Consider the following 20,389-nt stretch of genomic DNA (forward strand, 5'->3'; position numbering starts at 1 on the left):
CATGATGGCCGATCCGTCCACACGGGAGAGTCGGCGAGCCGACCCGTCCGTATGCTTGCCCGTGGCCGATGCCTTGGGGGAGGGCTCGATGGTGGACGTTTCCGGCGCCGACGTCGCGCGGCTCGCCGTCGCGGTGGGTGCGGTGCTTCCGGCGGTCGCCGCGCGGGTGCCGCCGGCCCCGGCCGCCGCGCTGGGGCGGCTCGGCGCCGCCGACGAGCCCGGCCCGCACCCGCTTGTCGGGCGGTCGGCGGCGGTGGCCGCGTTCCGGGCCCGGATGGCACCGCGCGGGGCGCAGATGGCGGCCGGACCGGTTCGGGTACGCCCGATGCCGCCGGGCGGCACCGAGTCACCGCTGCTCGCCGCGCTGGGCGAGCTGTCGCCGCTGGTGGTGGAGCGGCTGCTGGGCGCGCTGGAGCTGGCGGTGCCCGGCCTGCGGCTGGCCGATGTGCCCGACCTGGCGGCCTACCTCGGCACCGTCCACACCGGCCGGTACGCGTTCGTGCACACCACCGTGCAAAGCGAGGCCGTCACAGCGGCCGGCATGGTGGAGCAGCTGTGCCCCGGCGTGGCCGACCTTGTCGGTTCGCTGTGCGGGCGGCTCGTCACCCACGACCAGGTCCGGCGGCTGCTGGCGGTCGGGCCGGGCGACGAAACCTCGGTGGCCGCCGGGCACGGCGCGGCACACCTGGCGCTGGCGGTGGCCACCGCTGCCGCGGTCGTGGGCCAGGCGCCCTTACCCGACCTCGTCGACCGGCCGGCCGCCGTGGTGGGGCTCGCCGTCGGCGCGGCGGCGATGCTGCTGCGCGCCGCACCGATGCCGGCCGCGTACGAGGCGGCGCTGCTGGACAAGGTCCGCGCCGAGTACCTGCTGCCCCGGCACACCAGCGGTACGGTGCCGGTGTCCGGCCACCGGTTCGCGCTGACCGAAGGCGAGGTGCCCGCCGGCGGCGACTTCGACGGCAACGGCCTGCTGTCCGTTGTGGACGGTGGCGTGCTGGTCCGCACCGGCGCCGGCCACGGCACCGTCCGGGTCATCGCCCGGGTGCTCGCCGAGCCGCCCGAGCTGGTGGACACGAGCGGCTGGGACGAGGTGGTGGAGGTCAGCTGGCGCGCGTCCCGGGGCAGCGCCTCGGTGGTCGGCCCGGACGGTGGCGGCGACCCTCAGCTGCGGCTGATGACACCGCCGTGGCCCGGCGACTACCGGCTGCGCGTGCACGCCCGGGGCCGCGACGACCCGGACGAGGCGGAGGAGATCTACGAGCTGCTCGTGTGGGCCGCCCCGCCCGCCCCGCAGGTCGTCCACCTGCGCACCGACCTGCTCGGCCACCGCCTGCGCGGCGAGCCGGAGCCGGCCAGGGCACCGCGGCCCGAGGCGGCGTACCGGTGGCTGCGGCGCGGCACGCTCGCCGACGCCGCGACGATCACGGTGGTCACCGGTGCGCGGGTCGAGCAGGTCCTCGAGGCGTTCGGCGCCAATCCGGCCCGGCCCGAGCCGATGCGCGAGATCGCCCTCGACCTGGCCGCACGGGGATCGATCGATCCGTGGGTGGCGGCGCTGGACGCCGGTGACGCCGTGGTCGCGGTGGAGTACAACGGCTTTCAGGGCGCGTCCGAGAGCGTGCTGGTCCGGGCGTCCGCGCACGGCCGGGCGGCCAGCCTGTACTGGAGCGTGAACGCCGACCGCCGCCTGTCGTTCGCCGAGGGCGGCCGGCTGCTCGCCGCGTTCGAGCCGCCCGCCACCGGCGACCTGCCGCCCACCGTCGCCGCCGCCCTCACCGGCCTCGACTTCGAGGACGTCCGCGACCGCAACGCCAAAGGGCTGGTGGCGGTGCAGCGGTTCACCGGCCACGCGGTCACCGCCGACGACGTGGCCCGCATCGAGGCCGCGGGCACCGGCTTCCGGATCGCCCCGCAGGCCTGACGCATGGAAGACGCACCGTCCGGCTGGCGGCCGCACTTCGCGGCCGCCGCCACCCAACTGCGCACCCACGACCCGAGCCTGCTGGCCTGCGTCGGCCGCCGGCTGCGCGCGGGCTGGACCGGGTGGGACCCAGCCACCGGCCGGTGCTGTGCCCGCGGTTGCCGGCTCACTCTCCGCGGTCGCCCGGCTCAACCCAGGAGCCCGCACCAGCAGATCTTGGCAAGTTAGCGACGGAATAACGCGCTAACTCACCAAGATTTCGAAGCTCACCCGGCATGCACTGATCGGCAGTCACAGACCGCGACCGCGGGAGCGACGGTCCGGACCGTCGCTCCGCGGCCTCGCCCTCCGCGGTGGGCGGGCTCCACTTCCAGCCGGCCGGCGGGCTAGAGGCGGGTGGCGGCTTGGACCAAGCCGGCCAGGGCGAGGGAGCGGCTGTGCGGCGGCCAGGCGATCACGGTCGTCACGGGCGGGGCGTCGAGGACCGGTACGGCGGTGACGTCGTTGCGCAGGTGGGAGCGGGACGACTCGGGCAGGACCGCGACCGTGCGGCCGAGCGCCACCAGCTGGAAGAGCTGGACGTGGTCGCGGATTTGCGGACCGGGGCCGTCCGGGTATGTGCCGTCGCGGCAGGGCCAGCGGGGCAGGGGCAGGTCGGGCAGGGCGCTGATGTCGGCCATCCGAAGGTGGGTGCGGGTGGTGAGCGGGTGCCCGGCGGGCAGGACGGCGATCTGGCCCTCGGTGGACAGCTCCTCGATGTCGAACCCGGTCGTCGAGTCGAACGGGTGGTGCAGCAGCGCCACGTCGGCCCGGCCGTCGCGCAGCAGGCCCTCCTGCTCGCCGATCCCGCACAGCAGCACGTCGACGGCGACCGCGTGGGGTTCGGCGGCGTACGCGTCCAGGAGCTTGGCGACAAGCTCGTTGGCGGCGCCGGCCTTGGTCACCAGCACCAGGCCGGGGCGGCCGGATGCGGTGCGGCGGGTGCGGCGTTCGGCGGCGTCGACCGCGTCGAGTGCGGCCTGGCCCTCGCGGAGCAGGACCGCGCCGGCGTCGGTGAGGCTGACGGCGCGGCTGGTGCGTTCCAGCAGGGCGACGCCGAGCCGCCGTTCCAGCTGCCGGATTGCCCGGGACAGCGGCGGCTGCGCGATGCCGAGCCGCCGCGCGGCGCGCCCGAAGTGCAGCTCCTCGGCGACCGCGACGAAGTAGCGCAGCTCCCGCGTCTCCATGTCGCCACGGTACCGGCGCCGCGGCCTATCCGGCCCGGATCGATACCCCTGGAGTATCGCCGGCCACCCAGATGGTGTTGGAGGGGTCGCCCGCGCGTCGACAGGATCGATGCATGAGCGAACGGACGATTGCGCTGGTCACCGGCGCGAACAAGGGGATCGGGTACGAGATCGCGGCCGGCCTGGGCGCGCTCGGCTGGAGCGTCGGGGTGGGGGCTCGGGACGGCGGCCGCCGGGACGCCGCGGTGGAGAAGCTGCGCGCGGACGGCGTCGACGCGTTCGGGGTACCGCTGGACGTGACCGACGACGCGAGCGTGGCCGCCGCGGCCGCGCTGGTCGAGGAGCGCGCGGGCCGCCTCGACGTGCTGGTCAACAACGCCGGCGTGACCGGCGGCGTGCCGCAGGAGCCGACGACGGTGGACGTGGCGACCGTGCGTACGGCGGTGGAGACCAACGTGATCGGCGTCATCCGGGTCACCAACGCGATGCTGCCCCTGCTGCGCCGCTCGGCCTCGCCCCGGATCGTGAACATGTCCAGCAGCGTCGGCTCCCTCACCCGGCAGAGCAGCACCGACGACGTGCTGCGCACGGGGCCGCTGTCGGTGGCGTACACGCCGTCGAAGGCGATGCTGAACGCGGTCACGATCCAGTACGCCAAGGCGCTGCGGGACACGGACATCCTGATCAACGCGGCCTGCCCGGGCTACGTGGCGACCGACCTCAACGGCTTCCGCGGGATCCGTACCCCCGAGCAGGGCGCCGCGATCGCGATCCGCCTCGCCACGCTGCCCGCGGGCGGGCCCAGCGGCTCGTTCTTCGAGGACGACGGCGTGGTGCCCTGGTAGGGGTACCTCCCGGCGTGGCTCGCCCCGAATGCCCGAAACGCTGCTAGCTTGTCCGAAGCAGACATTTGGGGTGAGTCGACATTATGGGACGGGACCCGTGAAGCTGCTGAAGCGGCGTACCAGCCTCGCGCTGTTCGGGATCGGCGCGGCGCTGCTGGTCGTCGCCGTCGTCGCGGCCAACCACACGCCCGACGTCGCGATCCTCTCCTCCGGCGGGAAGGCCGGCGCACCGGCTACCGGTGCGCCGGCCACCGGCGCGCTGCTGACCTGCGGAGACTCCGACACCGAGCTGCCGTCCTACCCGGACCGCGGGATCACCCTGCCGGACGTGCCGCTGCCGGAACGGGAGCGCCATCCGCGCCTCGACTTCACCGAGGCCGACCTGCCCCGCATCCGCGAGCGGGCCACCGGGGGAGCGGCCGACCCGCACCGGCTGTACGCGCGCAACTGGCAGCGGATCCTCGCCGACGTGACGAGCGGGGACTTCGACGGCGACAGCGCCGACGACGCCGCCTCGCGCCGGGCCAAGGCAAACGCCTTCGCGTACGCGGTCACCGGCAACCCCAGCTACCGCGAGCAGGCCCTGTCGGCGATGGAGTCGGCGTTCCGCGGCTTCGACTCCGACGACGCGTACATCGCCGCGCAGCTGACCAACTACACCCAGGCGTACGACTACGTGGCCGGCGACGGCGCCGCGGACGAGCTGCGCCCGGCGCGCGCGGCGATCAAGCGCGGCGCGCAGTGGCTGGCCGACTGGATCAACGGCGAACAGCCGGAGGGCAGCAACCCCCGCCCGCACAACCACCGCTCAAAGGCGGCCCTCGCGCTCGGCCTGTGGTCGCTCGTCTTCGCCGCCGACCCGGCCGCACGGGACTGGCTGGCGCTGGCCGTCGAGCAGGTCAACACGGTGTACCGGTACATGTTCACCCGCGACGGCGTCTACCTCGACGGCTACGCGTACTACTGGACGTACCAGATCTTCCAGGTCGTGCCGTTCCTCTACGCGGTCCGCAACATCGCCGGCGTCGACGCGTTCGCGCCCATGCGGCCGGTCTTCGAGTGGATGGTGCGCGACAGCGGCCCGCAGGGCTGGCTGATGAACATCGAGGACTCGTGGGTCAAGACCGCGTGGACCGCGGTGGTCGCCGGACCGTACCTGTCCGCCGACACGAAGCTGAGCCGCACCGCCGCGCTGGGCAACGTGCTGCAGTGGCGCTTCTTCGCCCAGGACTGGGCGGCCACCCGCTACCCGGAGAGCTGGACCGGCGCCTCCAACCAGGCGTACGTGTGGCCGGACGAGATCATCCACATCGACCAGGACATCGCCGAGACGGCGCCGGACGCGGACGGGTTCGACTTCTACGACCGGGGCGGCAACACCACGGTCATGCGCAGCGACTGGCGGTACGGCGACCGCACCACCCGCTGGGTCATGTTCTACGGCGCGCCGCAGTCCAACAACCACGACCACTGCGACGTCATGCAGGTGCTGCTGAACGCCGAGAACACCGTGCTGCTCAACGACAGCGGGTACGGGCCGAAGCGGTTTTCCGAGCGCTCGGCGTGGACCCCGCCGGACCGGCACAACGTGGTGACGATGGACGGCGCCGGGGTGCGCGACGTGTTCGCCAACCCGGTCAACCTCAACGGCGCCGCCGCCGACTACAGCGAGAAGCTCGCCTACTACGACCAGAGCGTGCCGGGCGAGCCGGGCACCAGGTCGTGGCGGCGCGGCGTGCTCTTCGCGGCACACGACTACGTGGTCGTGGCGGACAGCCTGCACTCGCCGCAGGAGCAGCAGTGGGACAGCTACCTGCGGGCGCGCGGGACGTTCGAGCGGCAGGGGCCCCTCGCGGTCTGGACCACGCCGGACAACGTCTTCGGCGACAGCGCGAAGCTCTACGCCTTCACGCTGCCCAGCGGCGGCGCCGAGTCGACCGGCAGCGGCTGGAGCAACCTGTTCGGCGCGAAGAAGGCCGCGCCGGACACCGAGCAGACCACCTTCGTACACGGCCGCCAGCGCGCCGCCGCCGCGCAGTTCCTGAGCGTGGCCGTGCCGCGGCCGGCCTCGGCGGCCGCGCCGGTCTTCACCGACCAGAGTGGACCGGGCACGCTGGCCGCGAGCGTCGCCTACGACGGGCACACCGACACGGTCCTCAAGCAGCTGGAGAACACCGAGCGGACGGCGGGGAGCCTGTCCACCGACGGCCGCCTCGCCTGGACCCGGCAGGCGGGGCCGGCGCTCACGGCCTGGCAGCTCGTCGACGGCACCCGGCTCGCACACGGTGGAAAGTCCTATGTGGAGGCGAGCGCGCGTCTCTCGCTCACCGCCGACCTGGCCGCCCGCCTGCCGGTGGTGGACGTGGCGGCCGGCTCCACGCAGGAGTACACGCTGAGGGTGGCCGGGACCTATGCCACCGCGACGTTCGACGGCGCCGGCGTGGTGGGGAGACCGACGGCGAGCTGACCACCTTCCGGCTCACCGGGCCGGGCCGCCTCGTGCTGGGCGCGACCGCCCCGCCCCGCCCTCGCCGAGCCCGTCACCCAGCGAGCCCGAGGCACCGCCGAGCCCCACACCGGGCGCTGAGCCGACGCCGACGCCGTCGCCCACGAATGTGACGTAGATAAAAAGGCGAATCGCAGGCGTGGCAATCCGCTGATGCTTCGTACCCTCCATAGGGTTTATGGAGGTTTGACCTTTTCATTCCATGGGGGCGGATTTTGATGGAACGGGTCTTCGTCGTGGGTGCCGGCGTCGTGGGCAAGGCGACCGGTCAGGGCTTCGCCGAGCGCGGGCACGAGGTCACGCTGGTCGACGTCCTCCCGGAGCGGGTGGCGGCGCTGCGGGCCGAGGGCCTCGACGCGCGGATCGGGCTGGACCTGCGTGGCGAGCCGGAGGCGTTCATCTTCCTGACCCTCCCGACGCCGCACTCGGGCCGGCGCTACGACCTCTCGGCGTTCGAGCGCGGCGTGCGGGACGTGGGTGCCGCGCTCGCCGAGGCCGGCGCGGTGCACACCGTCGTGGTGCGCTCCACCGTGCCGCCACGCACCACCGAGGAACTCGTCCGGCCGCTGCTGGAGCAGGCCTCCGGCAAGGCGGAGGGCACAGGTTTCTGCCTGGCCAGCAACCCGGAGTTCCTGCGCGCGGCCTCGGCGGTCGAGGACTTCCGCTGGCCGTGGATGACCGTGATCGGCGCGCGCAACAAGCGGGTGCGGGAGCGGCTGTCGGCGCTGCTGGCCCCGTTCGGCGGCGAGCTGCGGGTGTTCGACCAGCCCACCACCGCCGAAATGATCAAGTGCGCGCACAACATCTTCAACGCCACGAAGATCAGCTTCTGGAACGAGATGTGGCAGGTGTGCCGGACGATCGGCGTCGACCACGACGAGGTCGCCACGACCGTCGCCCGCTCGGCCGAGGCGTCCTACAACCCGCAGTACGGCATCCGCGGCGGCTCGCCCTACGGCGGCGTGTGCCTGCCCAAGGACACCAACGGCTTCCTCGGCTTCGCCGAACAGCTCGACATCGAGATGCCGCTGCTTTCCGCGGTCGTCGACGTGAACGAGCGGCTTGTCGACCTCGTCGAGCGGGAGTTGGCCACACTGCAGGCCGAGTCGGACTCGAGCGTGGCGCGCTAGGGCCGCCGGATGCGCTCGGACGTACGTTTCCTCAGCGACTGGCTGTACTACCTGCCGATCGCGACCATCGGCCTGCTGCGCTGGATCGGCTGGCTGGTCCGCCGCGTGCCGGCCGCCTTCTACCGTCCCGTCCACAACGACCACCGCGAGCCGCTGACCGTCGTCGTGCCGGTCTACCAGGAGGACCCGCGGATCCTCGGGTACGCCATCGAGTCGTGGCTGCGCAACGACGTGGCCGAGGTCATCCTGGTGATCGACGCCAGCGACCACACCTGCCGCGCCATCGCCGACCGTTACCCGGTGCGGGTGGTCGTCACCGACGTGCCCGGCAAGCGGGACGCGCTGCGGCTGGGCTGGGAGGCGGCCACGACCCCGCTGGTCGCGCTCGTCGACTCCGACACGATCTGGGCGCACGACGTGGCGCCGCGGGTGCAGATGCCGTTCGCCGACCCGGCCGTCGGCGGGGTCAGCACGCGGCAGAACGTCTACAACCCGGTCGGCTTCCTGCAACGGGTCAACGACATGTACCTGGACTACCGCTACTTCGACGAGAACGCGGCGCAGACCGTGATGGGCCGGGCGATCTCCTGCCTGTCCGGCCGCACCGCCGTGTACCGGCGCGAGCTGCTGCTGGAAGTCTCCGCCGACTTCATGGCCGAGCAGTTTCTCGGCGTACCGTGCATGTCCGGCGACGACAAGTGCCTGACCTCGCAGATCCTCAAGCGCGGGCACCGCACCGTCCTGCAGCGCACCGCGCGGGTCTGGTCCACGTTTCCGGGCAACCCGCGCACCTTCTTCCGCCAGCGGCTGCGCTGGTCCCGCAACACGTGGCGTTCGGACATCCGCGCGCTGTTCATCGACCGGTGGGCGTGGCAGTACCCGTTCCTGACGTACACCATGCTGGACAAGGCGATCGGCTGCTTCACGCTGCTCGCCTCGCCGGTCTTCATGGCGCTCGCGATCGCCCGCCAGGACTGGTTCTTCGTCGGCCTGCTCGCCGCCTGGTGGTGGGCCAGCCGGGCGGTCAAGATGCTCCCGCACCTGCGCCGCCGCCCGTCCTCGTTCTTCCTGATCCCACCGTTCGTGCTGCTGTCGTTCGGCATGGCGGTGATCCGGATCATCGCGCTGGTCACGATCCGCCGGCAGCGGTGGCTGACCCGCCAGGTGGCCGTCGTGGACGGCGCCGTGGTCCGCACCGGCGAGCCCGCGCTGGAGAGCGCGTGAGGGCGGCACTGTTCGTCACGGCCGCGGTGGGGGCCGTGACGGCGCTGTTCCCACCGCCCGCCGCGGCGGCGGCACCGGACCGCGGCCGCGTGATCGTCGTGCGCCCGGGACAGGCCCAGCTCGTGCGGGACGGCGCCGTACACCGCACCGTGTCGCTGCCCCGCGGCGCCGTCACGATCGCCGCGCTCGTCCACGCGGTCCGCGACCCGTCCTGGGTCGCGCTGTCCCCGCACGGCGAGGTGAGCCTGCGCGCCGGCCTCACCCAGCGTCCCGGCACCGAGCTCTACGTCCGGGCACCGGCCCGCACGCTGCGCCTCGTCGACTCGGCCACCTCGCCGGCGTACCTGACCGGCACCCGCGCCCGCGTGTACTTCCGGGGTGTCACGGTGACCTCCGCGCCCGCGGCCGGCGACCGCCCGGCGCCGGAGTCGAAGCACCGCCCGTACCTGCGCTACCTCAACCGGTCCACAGTGTCCATCGTGTCGAGCACCTTCGAAGGGCTCGGCGCGGCGGGCACCCGCAACCACGGCGTGACCGTCGGCGCCGGCGGCGTGCTCAAGGCCGTCGACAGCACCTTCCGGGCGGGCAGCCGCGGCATCGACGTGTACCGCGCGGCCCGGGTCAGCCTCACCCGCGTCCGGGCGGCCGGCAACACCGAGGCCGGCATCCTGGTCAACCAGGCCGGCGCGCTGTCCCTCACCGACGTGGCGGCCAGCGACAACGCCGGCACCGGGCTGGTCCTGCGCGGGCCGCTGCGGGCACCGGTGCTGACCCGCGTCGCCAGCGCGCACAACGGCACCGGCGTCGAGCTGTCCCGGCTCGGCGGGGTACCGGTCGGCCCGCTGCGCACCGTGGACAACCGCGGCTCCGGGATCGTCCTGGACCGCTGCCCCGGGTGCGTCGTCGACCGCGTCGAGGCCAGCGGCGACCGTACCGGCATCCTGGTCAAGCGCGGATCCGGCGGCAGCACGGTCAGCGCCGGCACGGTGCGCGACGCCGAGCGGGTAGGCGTGATGGTGGCCGCCGCCGGCGTACGCCTGCGCGGGATGACCGTCGAGTCCGGCCCCGTCGCGACCGGCCTGCGGGTGCCGCCCACGGTGACCGGCGCGCGGGTCGAGTCCAGTGCGTTCCGCGGCGGTGCGCTGGCCATCTCGACCGACGGCGAAGGCACCGCGATCGCCGACACCACGATCACCGGCGCCGGCACGGGCATCCGGATCGGCGGTCACGCCACCGCCGTCACGCTCACCGGGGTACGCCTCGACGGCAGCCGCACCGCCGTGCAGGCCAACACCGGCTCCCGCACCGTCACCGCCGAGCGCCTGCGCATCGTCCAGCGCGGCGGGCAGGGGCTGCGATCCGCCGCCGAAGGAATGTCCATCGTGGACAGCGACGTCGACGGCGCGGCGCTGGGCATGCACCTCAAGGGCATCGCCACGGTACGCCTGACCAGCGTGTCCGCCACCGACCAGGCGCTCTACGCCGGGCCCGGCGCGAGCGTCACCTTCACCCGCGGCCGGCTCGACGGCGCCGCGGTCGGGGTACGCGCACACGCCCTGTCCGCCGTCGTGCTGGAGGACACCAGCGTCGAGGCGCCCACCGGCGCGCGCGGGCCGGTGCGGCTGACCGGCACCACCGAGCTGCCCGCGATGCCGGTGCGCTGGATCGCCCTGCTCGGCCTGCTCGTCGTGGCCGCCGCGATCACCCTCGAGGTGCTGCGCCGGCTGCGCGAACGCCGCGAGGAACGCACCGTCACCGCACCCGACCACGTCGCCAACACCGCCTGACCGACCGCACCCGACCGAGGGAACCGCTAGTCGTGACTCGCCGAACCGTCCGTACCGTCACCGTCCTCGCCACCTGCCTGACCACCGTGCTGGCACCGGCCGGCCTGCCCGCACCCGCCTCGGCGGCCGCGTGCACCGCGCCGGTGCGGTACGCCGCGTCCAGCAACACCATCTACCTGGCGGCCCCACAGGTGTTCACGCCCGCCACCATCAAGCAGGCGTGCCCGTCGGCGCCGCTCGTCCAGGTGGACGCGGCCCGGCGGGTATGGCGGCTCGACGCCGACCTGGTGCTGCAGAACGGCAGCACGCTGCGGCTGCACGGCGGCGACGTGGACACGTTCCGGCTGCGCAGCCGCTCCAGCGGCGCCCCGACCGAGGTCAGCCAGATCATGGCCAACCACGGCACCGTCGACCTGCGCGCCACCACCGTCACCTCCTGGGACGACGTGGCCGACCGCCCGGACACCGAACCGGCGGTACCGGCCGGCGGCAGCCGCGGCCGGGCGTTCATCCGGGTGCTGTCCACGCTCGCCGCCGACGGCAGCACCCCGCTGGAGTCCCGGATGGACATCGTGGACAGCGAGATCGCGTACCTGGGCTACAACGCCGCCGAGAGCTACGGCATCACGTACAAGTCCCGCCCCTGCGCCCGGACCGCGCCGGACCTGTGCGCCCGGGTGAAGGTGACCGGCTCACAGGTCGGCAGCCACTTCCACCACAACTACATGGGCACGTACACGTGGGGCGCGCGGGACGTGTCGTTCCTGCGCAACCGGTACGAGCGCAACGTCTCGTACGGCCTGGACCCGCACGACGCCTCCTCCAACCTGGTCATCGAGGGCAACACGTTCGCCTACAACGGCAACCACGGCGTGATCTGCTCGCAGCGCTGCGACCGGCTCCGGATCGTCGACAACGACAGCCACGACAACGGGCGCCGGCCATGGCTCGGCGCGGCCGGCGACTCCGACGTGGCCGGGCAGGTGCACGGCATCATGATCCATCGCGGCGTCACCAACACCGTGATCTCCGGCAACCGGGTGTGGAACCACCCCAACGGCGCCGGCATCGCCATCTTCGACAGCGCCGGCAACACGGTCACCGGCAACGAGGTCGACGACAACATGGTCGGCGTACGCCTGTCGGTCGGCTCGGCGCACAACACGATCAGCGACAACGTGATCCGCGACAGCGGCAAGTACGGCATCTTCCTGTTCCGCGGGACGGACCTGCCGGCGTACAGCACCAGCAGCGGGCGCCCCACCGGCAACCTCTTCCAGGACAACACCATCCAGGGCGCCGGCGCGAGCCTGGTCAAGTTCACCGACGCCGACGGCAACCGCGTCACCGGCGCCGCCGCCACCGGCGGCCGCGCCCCGCTGCAGTTCGTCAACTCGGCCGGCACCGAGCTCGACGCCGTGCGGCTCCCCGCCGGGCAGGCCGTCGAGCTCACCGCCTCCTCGGTGAGCGTGACCGAGCCCGCCGGCCCGATCCGCTTCACCCTCGACGCGGCCAGCAGCGCCGAGGTGACCAGCGCCGCCGGAAGGGTCTTCGGCACCGGCGCCGGCGGACCCTCCACAGTGGTCACCGCGGCGGGAAGCCGGCTGCCGCTGGCGGCCACCGCCACCGTCACACCGCACCCGGTCACCGTGCTGCCGTCGAGCGGCACCGCCGAGGTCACCCCGGCCGGCCCCACCGCCGTCCGGGTCACCGGGCCGGCCGCCGGCACGTCCGTCGCGTTCACCGTGGACGGGCTGCGCCCCGGCGTCGCCTACACCGTCACCCGCGACGGGACCGCACTTTCCACGGTCACCGCCGACGACGGGGGAGTCGTGCGGTTCACCGCCACCGCACCCCACGCCGGACCGCACGAGTACGCCGTCACCATCCAGGGATTCTGAGCTACCGCGACGTCAGCGGTGGTCCGATGGCTCAGTGCTCAACGGCCATCGAGTTTCTGGCTCAGGTCGAGACGTCGTCTCGGGCCGTTGCCGGCTGTGCGGGTCGTGGAGGCGTGAGGACCGCGGCGACGAGAGCGGCGACCGCGGCGGCGATGACCGCGACGGTGAAGCCCTTGGTGAACCCCGAGAGTGTGTCGCCGACGAGGCTGGCGGCCGCCACGCTGGACACGACCGCGGCGCCGCTGGCCGCCCCGAACTCGTGGAATGTGCTGACGATTCCGGAGGCGATGCCCGCTTCGTGCGGGGCCACCTGGCCGAGCGCGGTCGCTGAAGCCACGACGAACAGGGCGCCGGTGCCGGCGGCGGCGACCGAAACGCCGACGACGACGGTCGCCGGGTGGATCGCGAGCGCGGGCAGGGCCATCCCGGCGGCGGCGACGACCAGGCCGATCACCGCGAGGGAACGGGCGCCCAGCCGGCCGATGGCGCGACCGGTGAGGTGCGCGCCCGCCATCGTCGCCAGCGCGACCGGCAGGAACAGCAGCCCGGTTCGCATGGCACCGTACCCGCGGGCGTGCTGGAAGTAGAACGTGCCCAGGAAGAACACCGCGATCATGAGCGCCGTCGCGAGCAGGATGAGGAAGGTGCCGGTCGCCACCGGCCGGCGGGCGAGCAGGCGGACGTCCATCAGCGGCGAACGGGCACGCCGCTGCCACACCACGAACGCGAGGTACCCCACGGCCGCGAGCAGCACGAGCAGGCCGGTGGTTCCGGTCAGCCAGCCGCGTTCGCCGGCGGTGATGAACGCGTAGATGAGGGCGCCGGACGACGCGGTGACCAGCACGGCCCCGAGGAGGTCCAGTCGGCCGCCGGTGCCGGCCGCGCCTTGGCGGGGCAGCATCCCGGCCAGCGCGACGGCGATGGCCAGGCCGATCGGCACGTTGACGAAGAAGACCCATGGCCAACCCGGTCCGGCGGTGAGGATCCCGCCCAGGAGCACGCCGAGGGCCGCGCCGCCACCGCCGAGGGCCGACCAGACGCCGAGCGCCTTGTTCCGCTCGTCGCCGTCGAAGAGGGTGACGACGAGCGACAGCGCCGCCGGGGACAGCAACGCCGCCCCGACACCTTGTGCGATGCGCCCGCCGATGAGCGTGCCGGACGACTCGGCGAGCCCGGTCACCAGCGAAGCCGCCGTGAAAACCAACAGCCCCGCCAACACCACCCGCTTGGCTCCCACCAGGTCGGCGACCCGCCCGCCGAGCAGCATCAGGCCGCCGAACGCCAGTGCGTACGCGCTCACCGTCCAGGTCAGCGCCTCTCTGCTGGCCCCCAGGTCGGTTTCGATGTGCGGCAGCGCAATCGCCACCACGGTGACGTCCAGGATCAACATCAACTGCGCCACCCCGAGGAACCCGAGGATGCGCCAGCGCAGCGGGTGCGGCGCCCGCTGCTGCGGTGCTTCGTACATCATGATCTGCCTCCGGCCGTAACTCGTATGTGTATGTACGAGTTCAGAAACCAGAGGTTCAGCTCGTATATTCCCGTACGAGTTAAGATGGCGACATGTCGACGACCGCAGGCCAGGGCCGGCGCAGGCGGGCCGACGCCGAGCGCAGCATCGCGCGCATCGTGACCGCGGCCCGGACCTGCCTGGGGCGGGACCCGGCCGCGACCATCGACGACATCGCCGAGGCGGCCGGTGTGGGCAGGATGACGCTCTACGGCCACTTCCCCAACCGCGCGCTGCTGATCGAGGCCGCGCTGGCGGACGCCATGCGGGCCGGCGAGCAGACGCTGTCCTGCCTGGACCTCGGTGGGGACGCCCGCGCCGCGCTGACCCGGCTGCTCGCATCCAGTTGGGCGCTCGTGGCCGAGTCGGCGGCACTGCTCGATGCGGCCGAAGGCGTGCTGTCTCCCGAACGGGTCCGCGAGCTGCACGCCGTGCCCGCCGAGCGGGTGGAGCGCCTCATCCGCCGCGGCCAGGACGACCGCGTCTTCCGTGCCGACCTGCCGACCACCTGGCTGGTCAACGCGGTGCACTACCTGCTCAAGGGCGCCGCACAAGAGCAGCGGGCCGGCCGCCTCGACGCCGCCGACGCCGCCCACGTCGTGACGGCATCCGTACAGTCGTTGCTGGCTGACCCCGCACGGGCGTCCTGACCGAGGCGGGCGGTGGGCGTGCCGGGCGGCCCGCCTGGGACATCGGGTTGAGCCGGAGCGCCGTTCTTGACGTAGGTAGAGGACGTGGGTGAATCGCGGACGCCGCTGGTCGCCGAGGTCCACGCCGTGCGTCGTGGCCTTCTGGCCGCGGCGGCGGCGTTTGTCGGCCGGCTGGTTCTGCTCAGCGCCGTGCTCGGCCTGGTCGCGATGCATCAGCTCGCTGGCTTGCCGGCCGGCCACTCCCACGACCACGATGCCGCCCCGCGGATCCACGCAGTGTTGGCAGCGACCGATCACTGCCCGCACCCGGACGGGGCGCAGTGCCCGGACCGCTTCCACGGGCACCCAGGGCAGGTGTGCCAGCCCCACCAGAGTGGTAATGGCCCGGACGGAATTCCCGCTCTCGCACCGCTGCCCCAAGAGCCCTCGGAGCCCGCGCTGCTGACCGCCCGAACGGCCGCACGCGAGGCTGGCAACGGCACCGGCTGCGGTCCTCCCCGGCTGTCCGAGCTTTCGCTGCGACGCATTTAGGCCGACCGACTCACGGCAGACCGCCCGCGCCCTCGTTGTGGGTGCGCGGTCGTTGGCTGCCGTCCGCCTTCGTTTCCCAGACGACGAAAACCCAAGGAGTCGATCAAGTTATGCGTAGCAGTTCAGCCATCCGTCGCGCCGCCGGCGTCATCGCGGTAGCCACCGCCCTCGCCTTTACCGGCGGATGCGGCGGCGACCACGACAGCGGCGGGCACAGCACCGACCAGCAGACCGCCGTCTCCGCCGGCGCAAGCGCCGCGACGGACGCGGCCAGGCACAACGACGCGGACGTCGCTTTCGCCCAAGGGATGATCCCGCACCACCAGCAAGCGGTCGAGATGGCCGAGCTCGCCGCAACCCGCGCGGCGAGCCCGAAGGTGAAGGATCTCGCCGCCAAGATCGCCGCTGCCCAGGGGCCGGAGATCACTCAGATGACCGGGCTTCTGTCGGCATGGGGCGCCTCGCCGCCGGTCACCAGTCGTGGTCACGACACGCACGAAGGCATGCCCGGAATGATGAGCGACGCCGACGTGTCGGCGTTGGAGAAGGCCAGTGGGCGCGGCTTCGACATGAAGTTCCTGGAGATGATGATCAAGCATCACGAGGGCGCGCTCCAGATGGCCGCCACGCAACAACGGCAAGGCCAAAACCCGGAGGCCACGGCCCTGAGCAGGAAGATCGAAACAGACCAGACCGCCGAAATACAGCAGATGCAAGCCATGCTGACGACGGTCTGATCCGTTCCGGCGGTGGTCCCAACCGGTGCCATGGGTGGGACTGGCCCAGCCGAGAGCCCGACACCGCGCGGGGTCCGGGACGACCGTCCCGGACCCCGCTTGCCCCCCAGTAATGCCTGCGCCTACCCGGTGCGCCGCGCCGGCACGAACGCCGTCACCGAGTCGGTGACGCCGGCGAGGTCCCGCGCACTCTCGCGGATCGGATAGGTGTCGTTGGTGAGCCATCGGCGCAGCAGGTTCTGCTCGAACGGGCCGCCGAGGTCCTCGCTGGCGCCGCCGGGCAGCGAGTCGACCGACCGCCAACCGGAGCCGGTGGCCTGCGCGACGAACCGCCGGCTCGGCACGAGCCCGATCGTGAACCGGTCCGGTGCGTCGGCGCGCAACGGATGCCCGGCCACGTCGGGGACGTTCGGGCCGCCGTCGACCGGGATGCCGGGCAGGCCGGGCAGGGGAGAGGTGAAACGGTTCCCCTCGGACGGGATCGTGTACGGCGCGCCGAGCGGCGAGCCGATGACGAGCCGGTGCAGCTTGCCCCACCGGTAGTCGCTCTGCCTCGTCGAGTTGCCGAACGCGGCCGCGAACGCGTCACCCGCGGCCAGCCTCAGGGCGTCGTCGAGGCTCTTGAGCACCAGGTAGTCGCGCCGGTCGGCGGGGTCGGCGATACCGGGCACCGCGAAGAAGTCGATACCGGAGCGGCCCACGCCGTGGCGGGTGTCGAAGTCGACCAGCAGCCGCCGCAACGCCTGCAACGCGGAGAAGTCGATGGCCGTGGGCAGCTGCGGCGAGATTTGCTGGACGTGCCGGTCGAGCACGTTGACCATGAACCGGCCGCGCCACAGCACGTAGATCGTGGCCGCCGCGCTGTTCTCGACCTCCCGCTGCGACGGCGTCTCGAGGCGGCCGTCGCGCTCGATGGCGTCGTACCCCTCCGGGATCCCCGTCGGGTACGTGTTGTCCCAGCGGCCGATCCGGCCGGCCGCCTCCACGACGCGCGGGTCCCGGGCCAGCGCGGCCAGCTCGGGCGTGGCGCTGCGCCGGGCCCGCTCCAGCGCGCCGGTGATGACCGATGCGAAGTACCGGCCGTCGAGCGTGGTCGTGTCGGCCTGCATCGCGACCACGTCGGCCGCCGTCACGCCACCCTTGGCCACCGCGGCCCGCACCATCTCGGTGATCCGGGCGGCGCGGAACCCGTTGTGGAAGAAGCCGAGGTAGTACACGCCGCCGCCGGGCCGGGTCTGGTTGAGCACGTCGTTGTCGAACGAGTTGGTGCTCGCGTCGTTGTTCGCCGAGACGAGGAACCCGGCCGGCGGGTTGACCAGCTGCGGCATCTCGCGGAACGGCACGATCTCGTACGGCACCGACTGGTGCGGCTGGCGGTGGACGACCGGCAGCCACTCGTTGCCGCCGGTGCCGTCGCGCAGCAGGTACGGCGGGTTGCCGTGTACCCGGCCAGCCTGCAGGTCCTCGCGGACCGGGACCTCGGCGTTGGTGAAGTAGGCGATGTCGCCGCTGACGGTGGCGACGATGAAGTGCTGGCCGCCCATGTCGAAGTGCTGGATCGCCTCGCGGAAGTCGCCGACGCCCCGCGCGAGGTTGATGCGCCGGAACGCTTCCAGCTCGGCGGTCGGCGAGAACCCGGTGTACTGCACGGACAGCCCGGTGCCGGCCACGGCGTCGACGGTCAGCAGCGGACCGTTGTTGCGGCGCGGCACGACGAGCGTCCGCGCCGGGATCGCGCCGCCCGGCGGCACGACGTCCAGGACGTCCTGGCGCCCGGGTGTGCGCGGGTTGACCCGGAACGTCTCCGGGATGGCCACGACCGGCTCGCGCCTGCCCTTGTACACAGTGGACAGGCCGCTCGGCGAGGCGGCGTCGGTGCGCACCTGCTCGACGAACGTGTCGGTCACGTCCATCAGGTGCTGGGTCGCGCCGAACGCGAGGTGCCTGTTCTGGCCGAGGACGACGAACGGCACGCCGGCGAAGCTGTCGCCCTGTACGTCGTACCCGCCGCCGCGCATGTCGATCGGGTGCCAGACCCCGTCGACATCGCGGACCACGGACGCGGCGGCGCGCAGGCCCGGCACCTCCACCCGGCCGGCGACGCCGGCGTGGCCGGCCCCCGCCGGCGACACGACCAGCGAACCGGCACCCAGAACCCCCGCGCATAACAGGGCGAACAACGATCGGCGCATCGGCGCCTCCCCTTCGAACCGTCAGTTTCGGCCACAGCTAGTCCGTTGATCGGCAGCCGCCGGATCGTTTGACGGTCCACAAGGTGACGCGCGTCACATACATATGGTGTCGCGGTGTGACGCAAGCCGTCACAAGATTGCGCCCCCCGCTGTGGACAGGTGGTCAGCGCGCTCCGGCCAGCTCCGACCGCAGGCGGGCCAGCTCGTCACCGGTGCCGATTGCGGGCCGCCGCTCCGGCTGCTCGGCGTAGTGCCGGATGGTCGCGGCCAGGAACTCCGGGCTCACGGCCAACTGCCCGACCGGCACGTTGACGCGGGCCGGCGCGGTGTGCGGGTCCGGCGGCCGCAGGAGAAGCTTGATCTTGGCGCTGAAGCCCTGGCTGGCCGGCGGTGGCGGGCCGCCCGGCAGCAGCTCGCTCCACCGGACTTTCCGCCGTAGGACCATGTACTGGACGGTGAGGCCGGCCGGCTCCAGGACCAGGCGGGGGCGGTTGCCGAACAGCAGGAACGCGACGGCCGCGCCGGTCACGGCCACGATCGCGGTCGACGACCAGAACCCCGCGTCGACCGGCCCTTCGGCCAGTGTCGGGCCGATGCCGGCGCCGAGCCAGGAAAGGAGGATCGCCTGCAGGTGCCAGGCGTCTCCGGCCGGTGCGACGAAGGCGGCCCGGGCGGCGTCGACCTCCAGCACGGCGGGGTACGGCAGAGGGGAGGCGGCGGCGACGTACAGCACCAGCGGGACGCCGATGTTGATCACGACGGCGGCCACGGTGATCAAAAGACTCGGAACGGTCGGCTCGATGCCCATTGCAAAGGGGCGGACCCAGATGTCGACCACCAGCCGCCCGGCGAACGCGAGCAGGCACATCCACAGCGCGAACCAGCGCCCCGCGACCGGTGACATGCCCGCAGGGTAGGGCACCAGGTCCACTCAGGACCCTTTCGCGGTCAGGGTGGGGGCGAACCCAAGATCAAACCGATCAGGACGGGTGCGCCTGGCGGACCGGTGTGGCCAGCCCGGCGAGCGCGACCGCCAGGCAGCCGGCGCCGGACAGCACGAACGTCAGGGTGGTGCCGTGCTGCTCGGCCAGCCAGGTGAAGGCGGCCGCGCCGAGGCCGCCCAGTGAGAAGTGGATCGTCCAGAACGCCGACGTGACCCGGCCCAGCAGGTGCTCCGGGGTGACCTGCTGGCGCAGCGACATCGAGCAGATGCCGCCCACGCTCACGCTCGCGAAGTACACCGCGATCAGGGCGCCGACCTCGACGGCCTGGCCGGTCAGGGCGAGCCCGGCCACCGCGGCGCCGGTGATCACGACGGACCCGATCCAGCAGGCGCCGAAGCCCAGCCGCTCGCGCAGCCGCGCGACCACCAGCGCACCGGTGACGGTGCCCAGCGCGCCGGCCATGAGCACGAGGCCGATGGTGCCGTCCGGCTGACCCAGGTCGTGCCGCAGGTGGTAGATGACCACGTCGTCGATGCCGTAGGTGAGCAGGATGAACACGGTCAGCAGCGCGGTCAGCGAGCGCAGCACCGGGTGACGCAGCAGAAACCGCGCCCCGGCCAGAAACTCGTCCCACGGCCGGCCGGTACCCTCGCCGGCCGGTGTGGCCCGGGCCGGCAGCCGGACGAGCAGCAGGAGCAGCGCGGACAGGCCGAAGGTGGCGGCGTCGACACCGATCGCCCAGGCCGGCCCCACCCAGCCCGAGATCCCGCCCGCCGCGGCCGGCCCGGCCACCGCGGCCAGCGACGTGCCGGCGAAGATCCGGCCGTTGGCCCGGGTCACCTCCTCGGTGGGTACCAGGCCGCGCACCGCGGTGACCGCCGCGACCTGGAACGTGATCCCGACCGCGGACGCGGCCGGCAGCAGCACGAACAGCGGCCAGATCGGCGGCTCGGGCAGCAGCCAGATCACCGGTACCGCGGCCAGCAGCAGCATCCGGACCACGTCGCAGCCGACCAGCAGGCGGCGCCGGTCCACCCGGTCGACAAGGACCCCGGCGAACAGCCCGGTGAGCACCGCGGTCGTCGCCATCGCACCGGTCAGCAGGCCGGCGGTGGCCACCGAGCCGGTCGCGTCCAGGACCAGCAGCGGCACGGCCAGCGTGGTGAACGAGTCGCCGAGCACCGACATGATCTGCGCGGCCCAGAAGGCGTTGAAGCTGCGGTTGCGGCGCAGCGACGGGCGGGCCGGCTCGGACAGGGTGGTCACGCCGCCCAGTCTCACCCAG

Annotated in this window: 15 protein-coding genes; 10 read left to right on the forward strand and 5 right to left on the reverse strand. The window is 72.9% G+C overall.

Annotated features, from left to right (window positions below):
- The first annotated feature begins 88 nt into the window (after positions 1-88).
- The gene (locus tag Phou_RS39120) at positions 89-1,921 is read left to right on the forward strand and encodes a DUF6461 domain-containing protein (RefSeq protein ID WP_173067086.1); all 1,833 of its coding nucleotides are present in this window, start codon (positions 89-91) and stop codon (positions 1,919-1,921) included.
- A gap of 386 nt (positions 1,922-2,307) precedes the next feature.
- Here the strand turns inward: Phou_RS39120 and Phou_RS39125 are convergent, their stop codons facing one another.
- Positions 2,308-3,147, reverse strand: coding sequence for a LysR family transcriptional regulator (locus Phou_RS39125; RefSeq protein WP_173067089.1), 840 nt, complete (start codon positions 3,145-3,147; stop codon positions 2,308-2,310).
- A gap of 113 nt (positions 3,148-3,260) precedes the next feature.
- On the opposite strand from Phou_RS39125, the gene Phou_RS39130 reads away from it, so the two are divergent.
- The 6 genes from Phou_RS39130 (at position 3,261) to Phou_RS39155 (ending at position 12,540) form a co-directional block, all read left to right on the forward strand.
- The gene (locus Phou_RS39130) at positions 3,261-3,992 is read left to right on the forward strand and encodes an SDR family oxidoreductase (protein WP_173067092.1); all 732 of its coding nucleotides are present in this window, start codon (positions 3,261-3,263) and stop codon (positions 3,990-3,992) included.
- Positions 3,993-4,089: 97 nt separating this feature from the next.
- Positions 4,090-6,459 carry a hypothetical protein gene (locus tag Phou_RS39135; protein ID WP_173067094.1) on the forward strand — a complete coding sequence of 790 codons (2,370 nt, stop codon included), beginning with the start codon at positions 4,090-4,092 and terminating at the stop codon, positions 6,457-6,459.
- Between the two features lie 257 nt (positions 6,460-6,716).
- A complete protein-coding gene (locus Phou_RS39140) occupies positions 6,717-7,628 on the forward strand; it encodes a UDP-glucose/GDP-mannose dehydrogenase family protein (protein ID WP_173067097.1) in 912 nt (303 codons plus the stop codon).
- Between the two features lie 9 nt (positions 7,629-7,637).
- Positions 7,638-8,852, forward strand: coding sequence for a glycosyltransferase (locus Phou_RS39145; protein WP_173067101.1), 1,215 nt, complete (start codon positions 7,638-7,640; stop codon positions 8,850-8,852).
- A complete protein-coding gene (locus tag Phou_RS39150; RefSeq protein WP_173067105.1) occupies positions 8,849-10,639 on the forward strand; it encodes a right-handed parallel beta-helix repeat-containing protein in 1,791 nt (596 codons plus the stop codon). Before Phou_RS39145 ends, Phou_RS39150 begins: the two co-directional genes overlap by 4 nt.
- 32 nt (positions 10,640-10,671) lie before the next feature.
- Positions 10,672-12,540: a right-handed parallel beta-helix repeat-containing protein gene (locus Phou_RS39155; RefSeq protein WP_173067108.1), complete on the forward strand. Its 1,869-nt coding sequence runs from the start codon at positions 10,672-10,674 to the stop codon at positions 12,538-12,540.
- Positions 12,541-12,601: 61 nt separating this feature from the next.
- Here the strand turns inward: Phou_RS39155 and Phou_RS39160 are convergent, their stop codons facing one another.
- The gene (locus Phou_RS39160) at positions 12,602-14,011 is read right to left on the reverse strand and encodes an MFS transporter (RefSeq protein WP_173067111.1); all 1,410 of its coding nucleotides are present in this window, start codon (positions 14,009-14,011) and stop codon (positions 12,602-12,604) included.
- Between the two features lie 92 nt (positions 14,012-14,103).
- Between Phou_RS39160 and Phou_RS39165 the strand changes: the two genes are divergently transcribed.
- The 3 genes from Phou_RS39165 to Phou_RS39175 all read left to right on the forward strand — a co-directional run bounded on the left by Phou_RS39165 (position 14,104) and on the right by Phou_RS39175 (position 15,968).
- Positions 14,104-14,700: a TetR/AcrR family transcriptional regulator gene (locus Phou_RS39165; RefSeq protein ID WP_173067115.1), complete on the forward strand. Its 597-nt coding sequence runs from the start codon at positions 14,104-14,106 to the stop codon at positions 14,698-14,700.
- An 84-nt stretch (positions 14,701-14,784) separates the two neighbouring features.
- Entirely contained in the window at positions 14,785-15,231 is a 447-nt protein-coding gene (locus Phou_RS39170; RefSeq protein WP_173067118.1) for a DUF6153 family protein, read from the forward strand.
- A gap of 110 nt (positions 15,232-15,341) precedes the next feature.
- On the forward strand, positions 15,342-15,968 hold the full coding sequence (locus Phou_RS39175; RefSeq protein WP_173067121.1) for a DUF305 domain-containing protein: 627 nt from the start codon (positions 15,342-15,344) through the stop codon (positions 15,966-15,968).
- A 122-nt stretch (positions 15,969-16,090) separates the two neighbouring features.
- Here the strand turns inward: Phou_RS39175 and Phou_RS39180 are convergent, their stop codons facing one another.
- The 3 genes from Phou_RS39180 to Phou_RS39190 all read right to left on the reverse strand — a co-directional run bounded on the left by Phou_RS39180 (position 16,091) and on the right by Phou_RS39190 (position 20,370).
- Entirely contained in the window at positions 16,091-18,160 is a 2,070-nt protein-coding gene (locus Phou_RS39180) for a penicillin acylase family protein (RefSeq protein WP_173067124.1), read from the reverse strand.
- A gap of 163 nt (positions 18,161-18,323) precedes the next feature.
- Positions 18,324-19,064, reverse strand: a complete 741-nt coding sequence (locus Phou_RS39185; protein ID WP_173067128.1) for a hypothetical protein — start codon at positions 19,062-19,064, stop codon at positions 18,324-18,326.
- A gap of 76 nt (positions 19,065-19,140) precedes the next feature.
- Positions 19,141-20,370, reverse strand: coding sequence for an MFS transporter (locus Phou_RS39190; protein WP_218579489.1), 1,230 nt, complete (start codon positions 20,368-20,370; stop codon positions 19,141-19,143).
- Between the last annotated feature and the right edge of the window lie 19 nt (positions 20,371-20,389).

This window comes from Phytohabitans houttuyneae (genome assembly GCF_011764425.1).
In the GTDB taxonomy this organism is placed as follows: domain Bacteria; phylum Actinomycetota; class Actinomycetes; order Mycobacteriales; family Micromonosporaceae; genus Phytohabitans; species Phytohabitans houttuyneae.

Coding starts and splice junctions, on each gene's coding strand:
- Phou_RS39120 (WP_173067086.1), top strand. CDS start 89: ATGGTGGACGTTTCCGGCGCCGACGTCGCGCGGCTCGCCGTCGCGGTG.
- Phou_RS39125 (WP_173067089.1), bottom strand. CDS start 3,147: ATGGAGACGCGGGAGCTGCGCTACTTCGTCGCGGTCGCCGAGGAGCTG.
- Phou_RS39130 (WP_173067092.1), top strand. CDS start 3,261: ATGAGCGAACGGACGATTGCGCTGGTCACCGGCGCGAACAAGGGGATC.
- Phou_RS39140 (WP_173067097.1), top strand. CDS start 6,717: ATGGAACGGGTCTTCGTCGTGGGTGCCGGCGTCGTGGGCAAGGCGACC.
- Phou_RS39145 (WP_173067101.1), top strand. CDS start 7,638: ATGCGCTCGGACGTACGTTTCCTCAGCGACTGGCTGTACTACCTGCCG.
- Phou_RS39160 (WP_173067111.1), bottom strand. CDS start 14,011: ATGATGTACGAAGCACCGCAGCAGCGGGCGCCGCACCCGCTGCGCTGG.
- Phou_RS39165 (WP_173067115.1), top strand. CDS start 14,104: ATGTCGACGACCGCAGGCCAGGGCCGGCGCAGGCGGGCCGACGCCGAG.
- Phou_RS39175 (WP_173067121.1), top strand. CDS start 15,342: ATGCGTAGCAGTTCAGCCATCCGTCGCGCCGCCGGCGTCATCGCGGTA.
- Phou_RS39180 (WP_173067124.1), bottom strand. CDS start 18,160: ATGCGCCGATCGTTGTTCGCCCTGTTATGCGCGGGGGTTCTGGGTGCC.
- Phou_RS39185 (WP_173067128.1), bottom strand. CDS start 19,064: ATGTCACCGGTCGCGGGGCGCTGGTTCGCGCTGTGGATGTGCCTGCTC.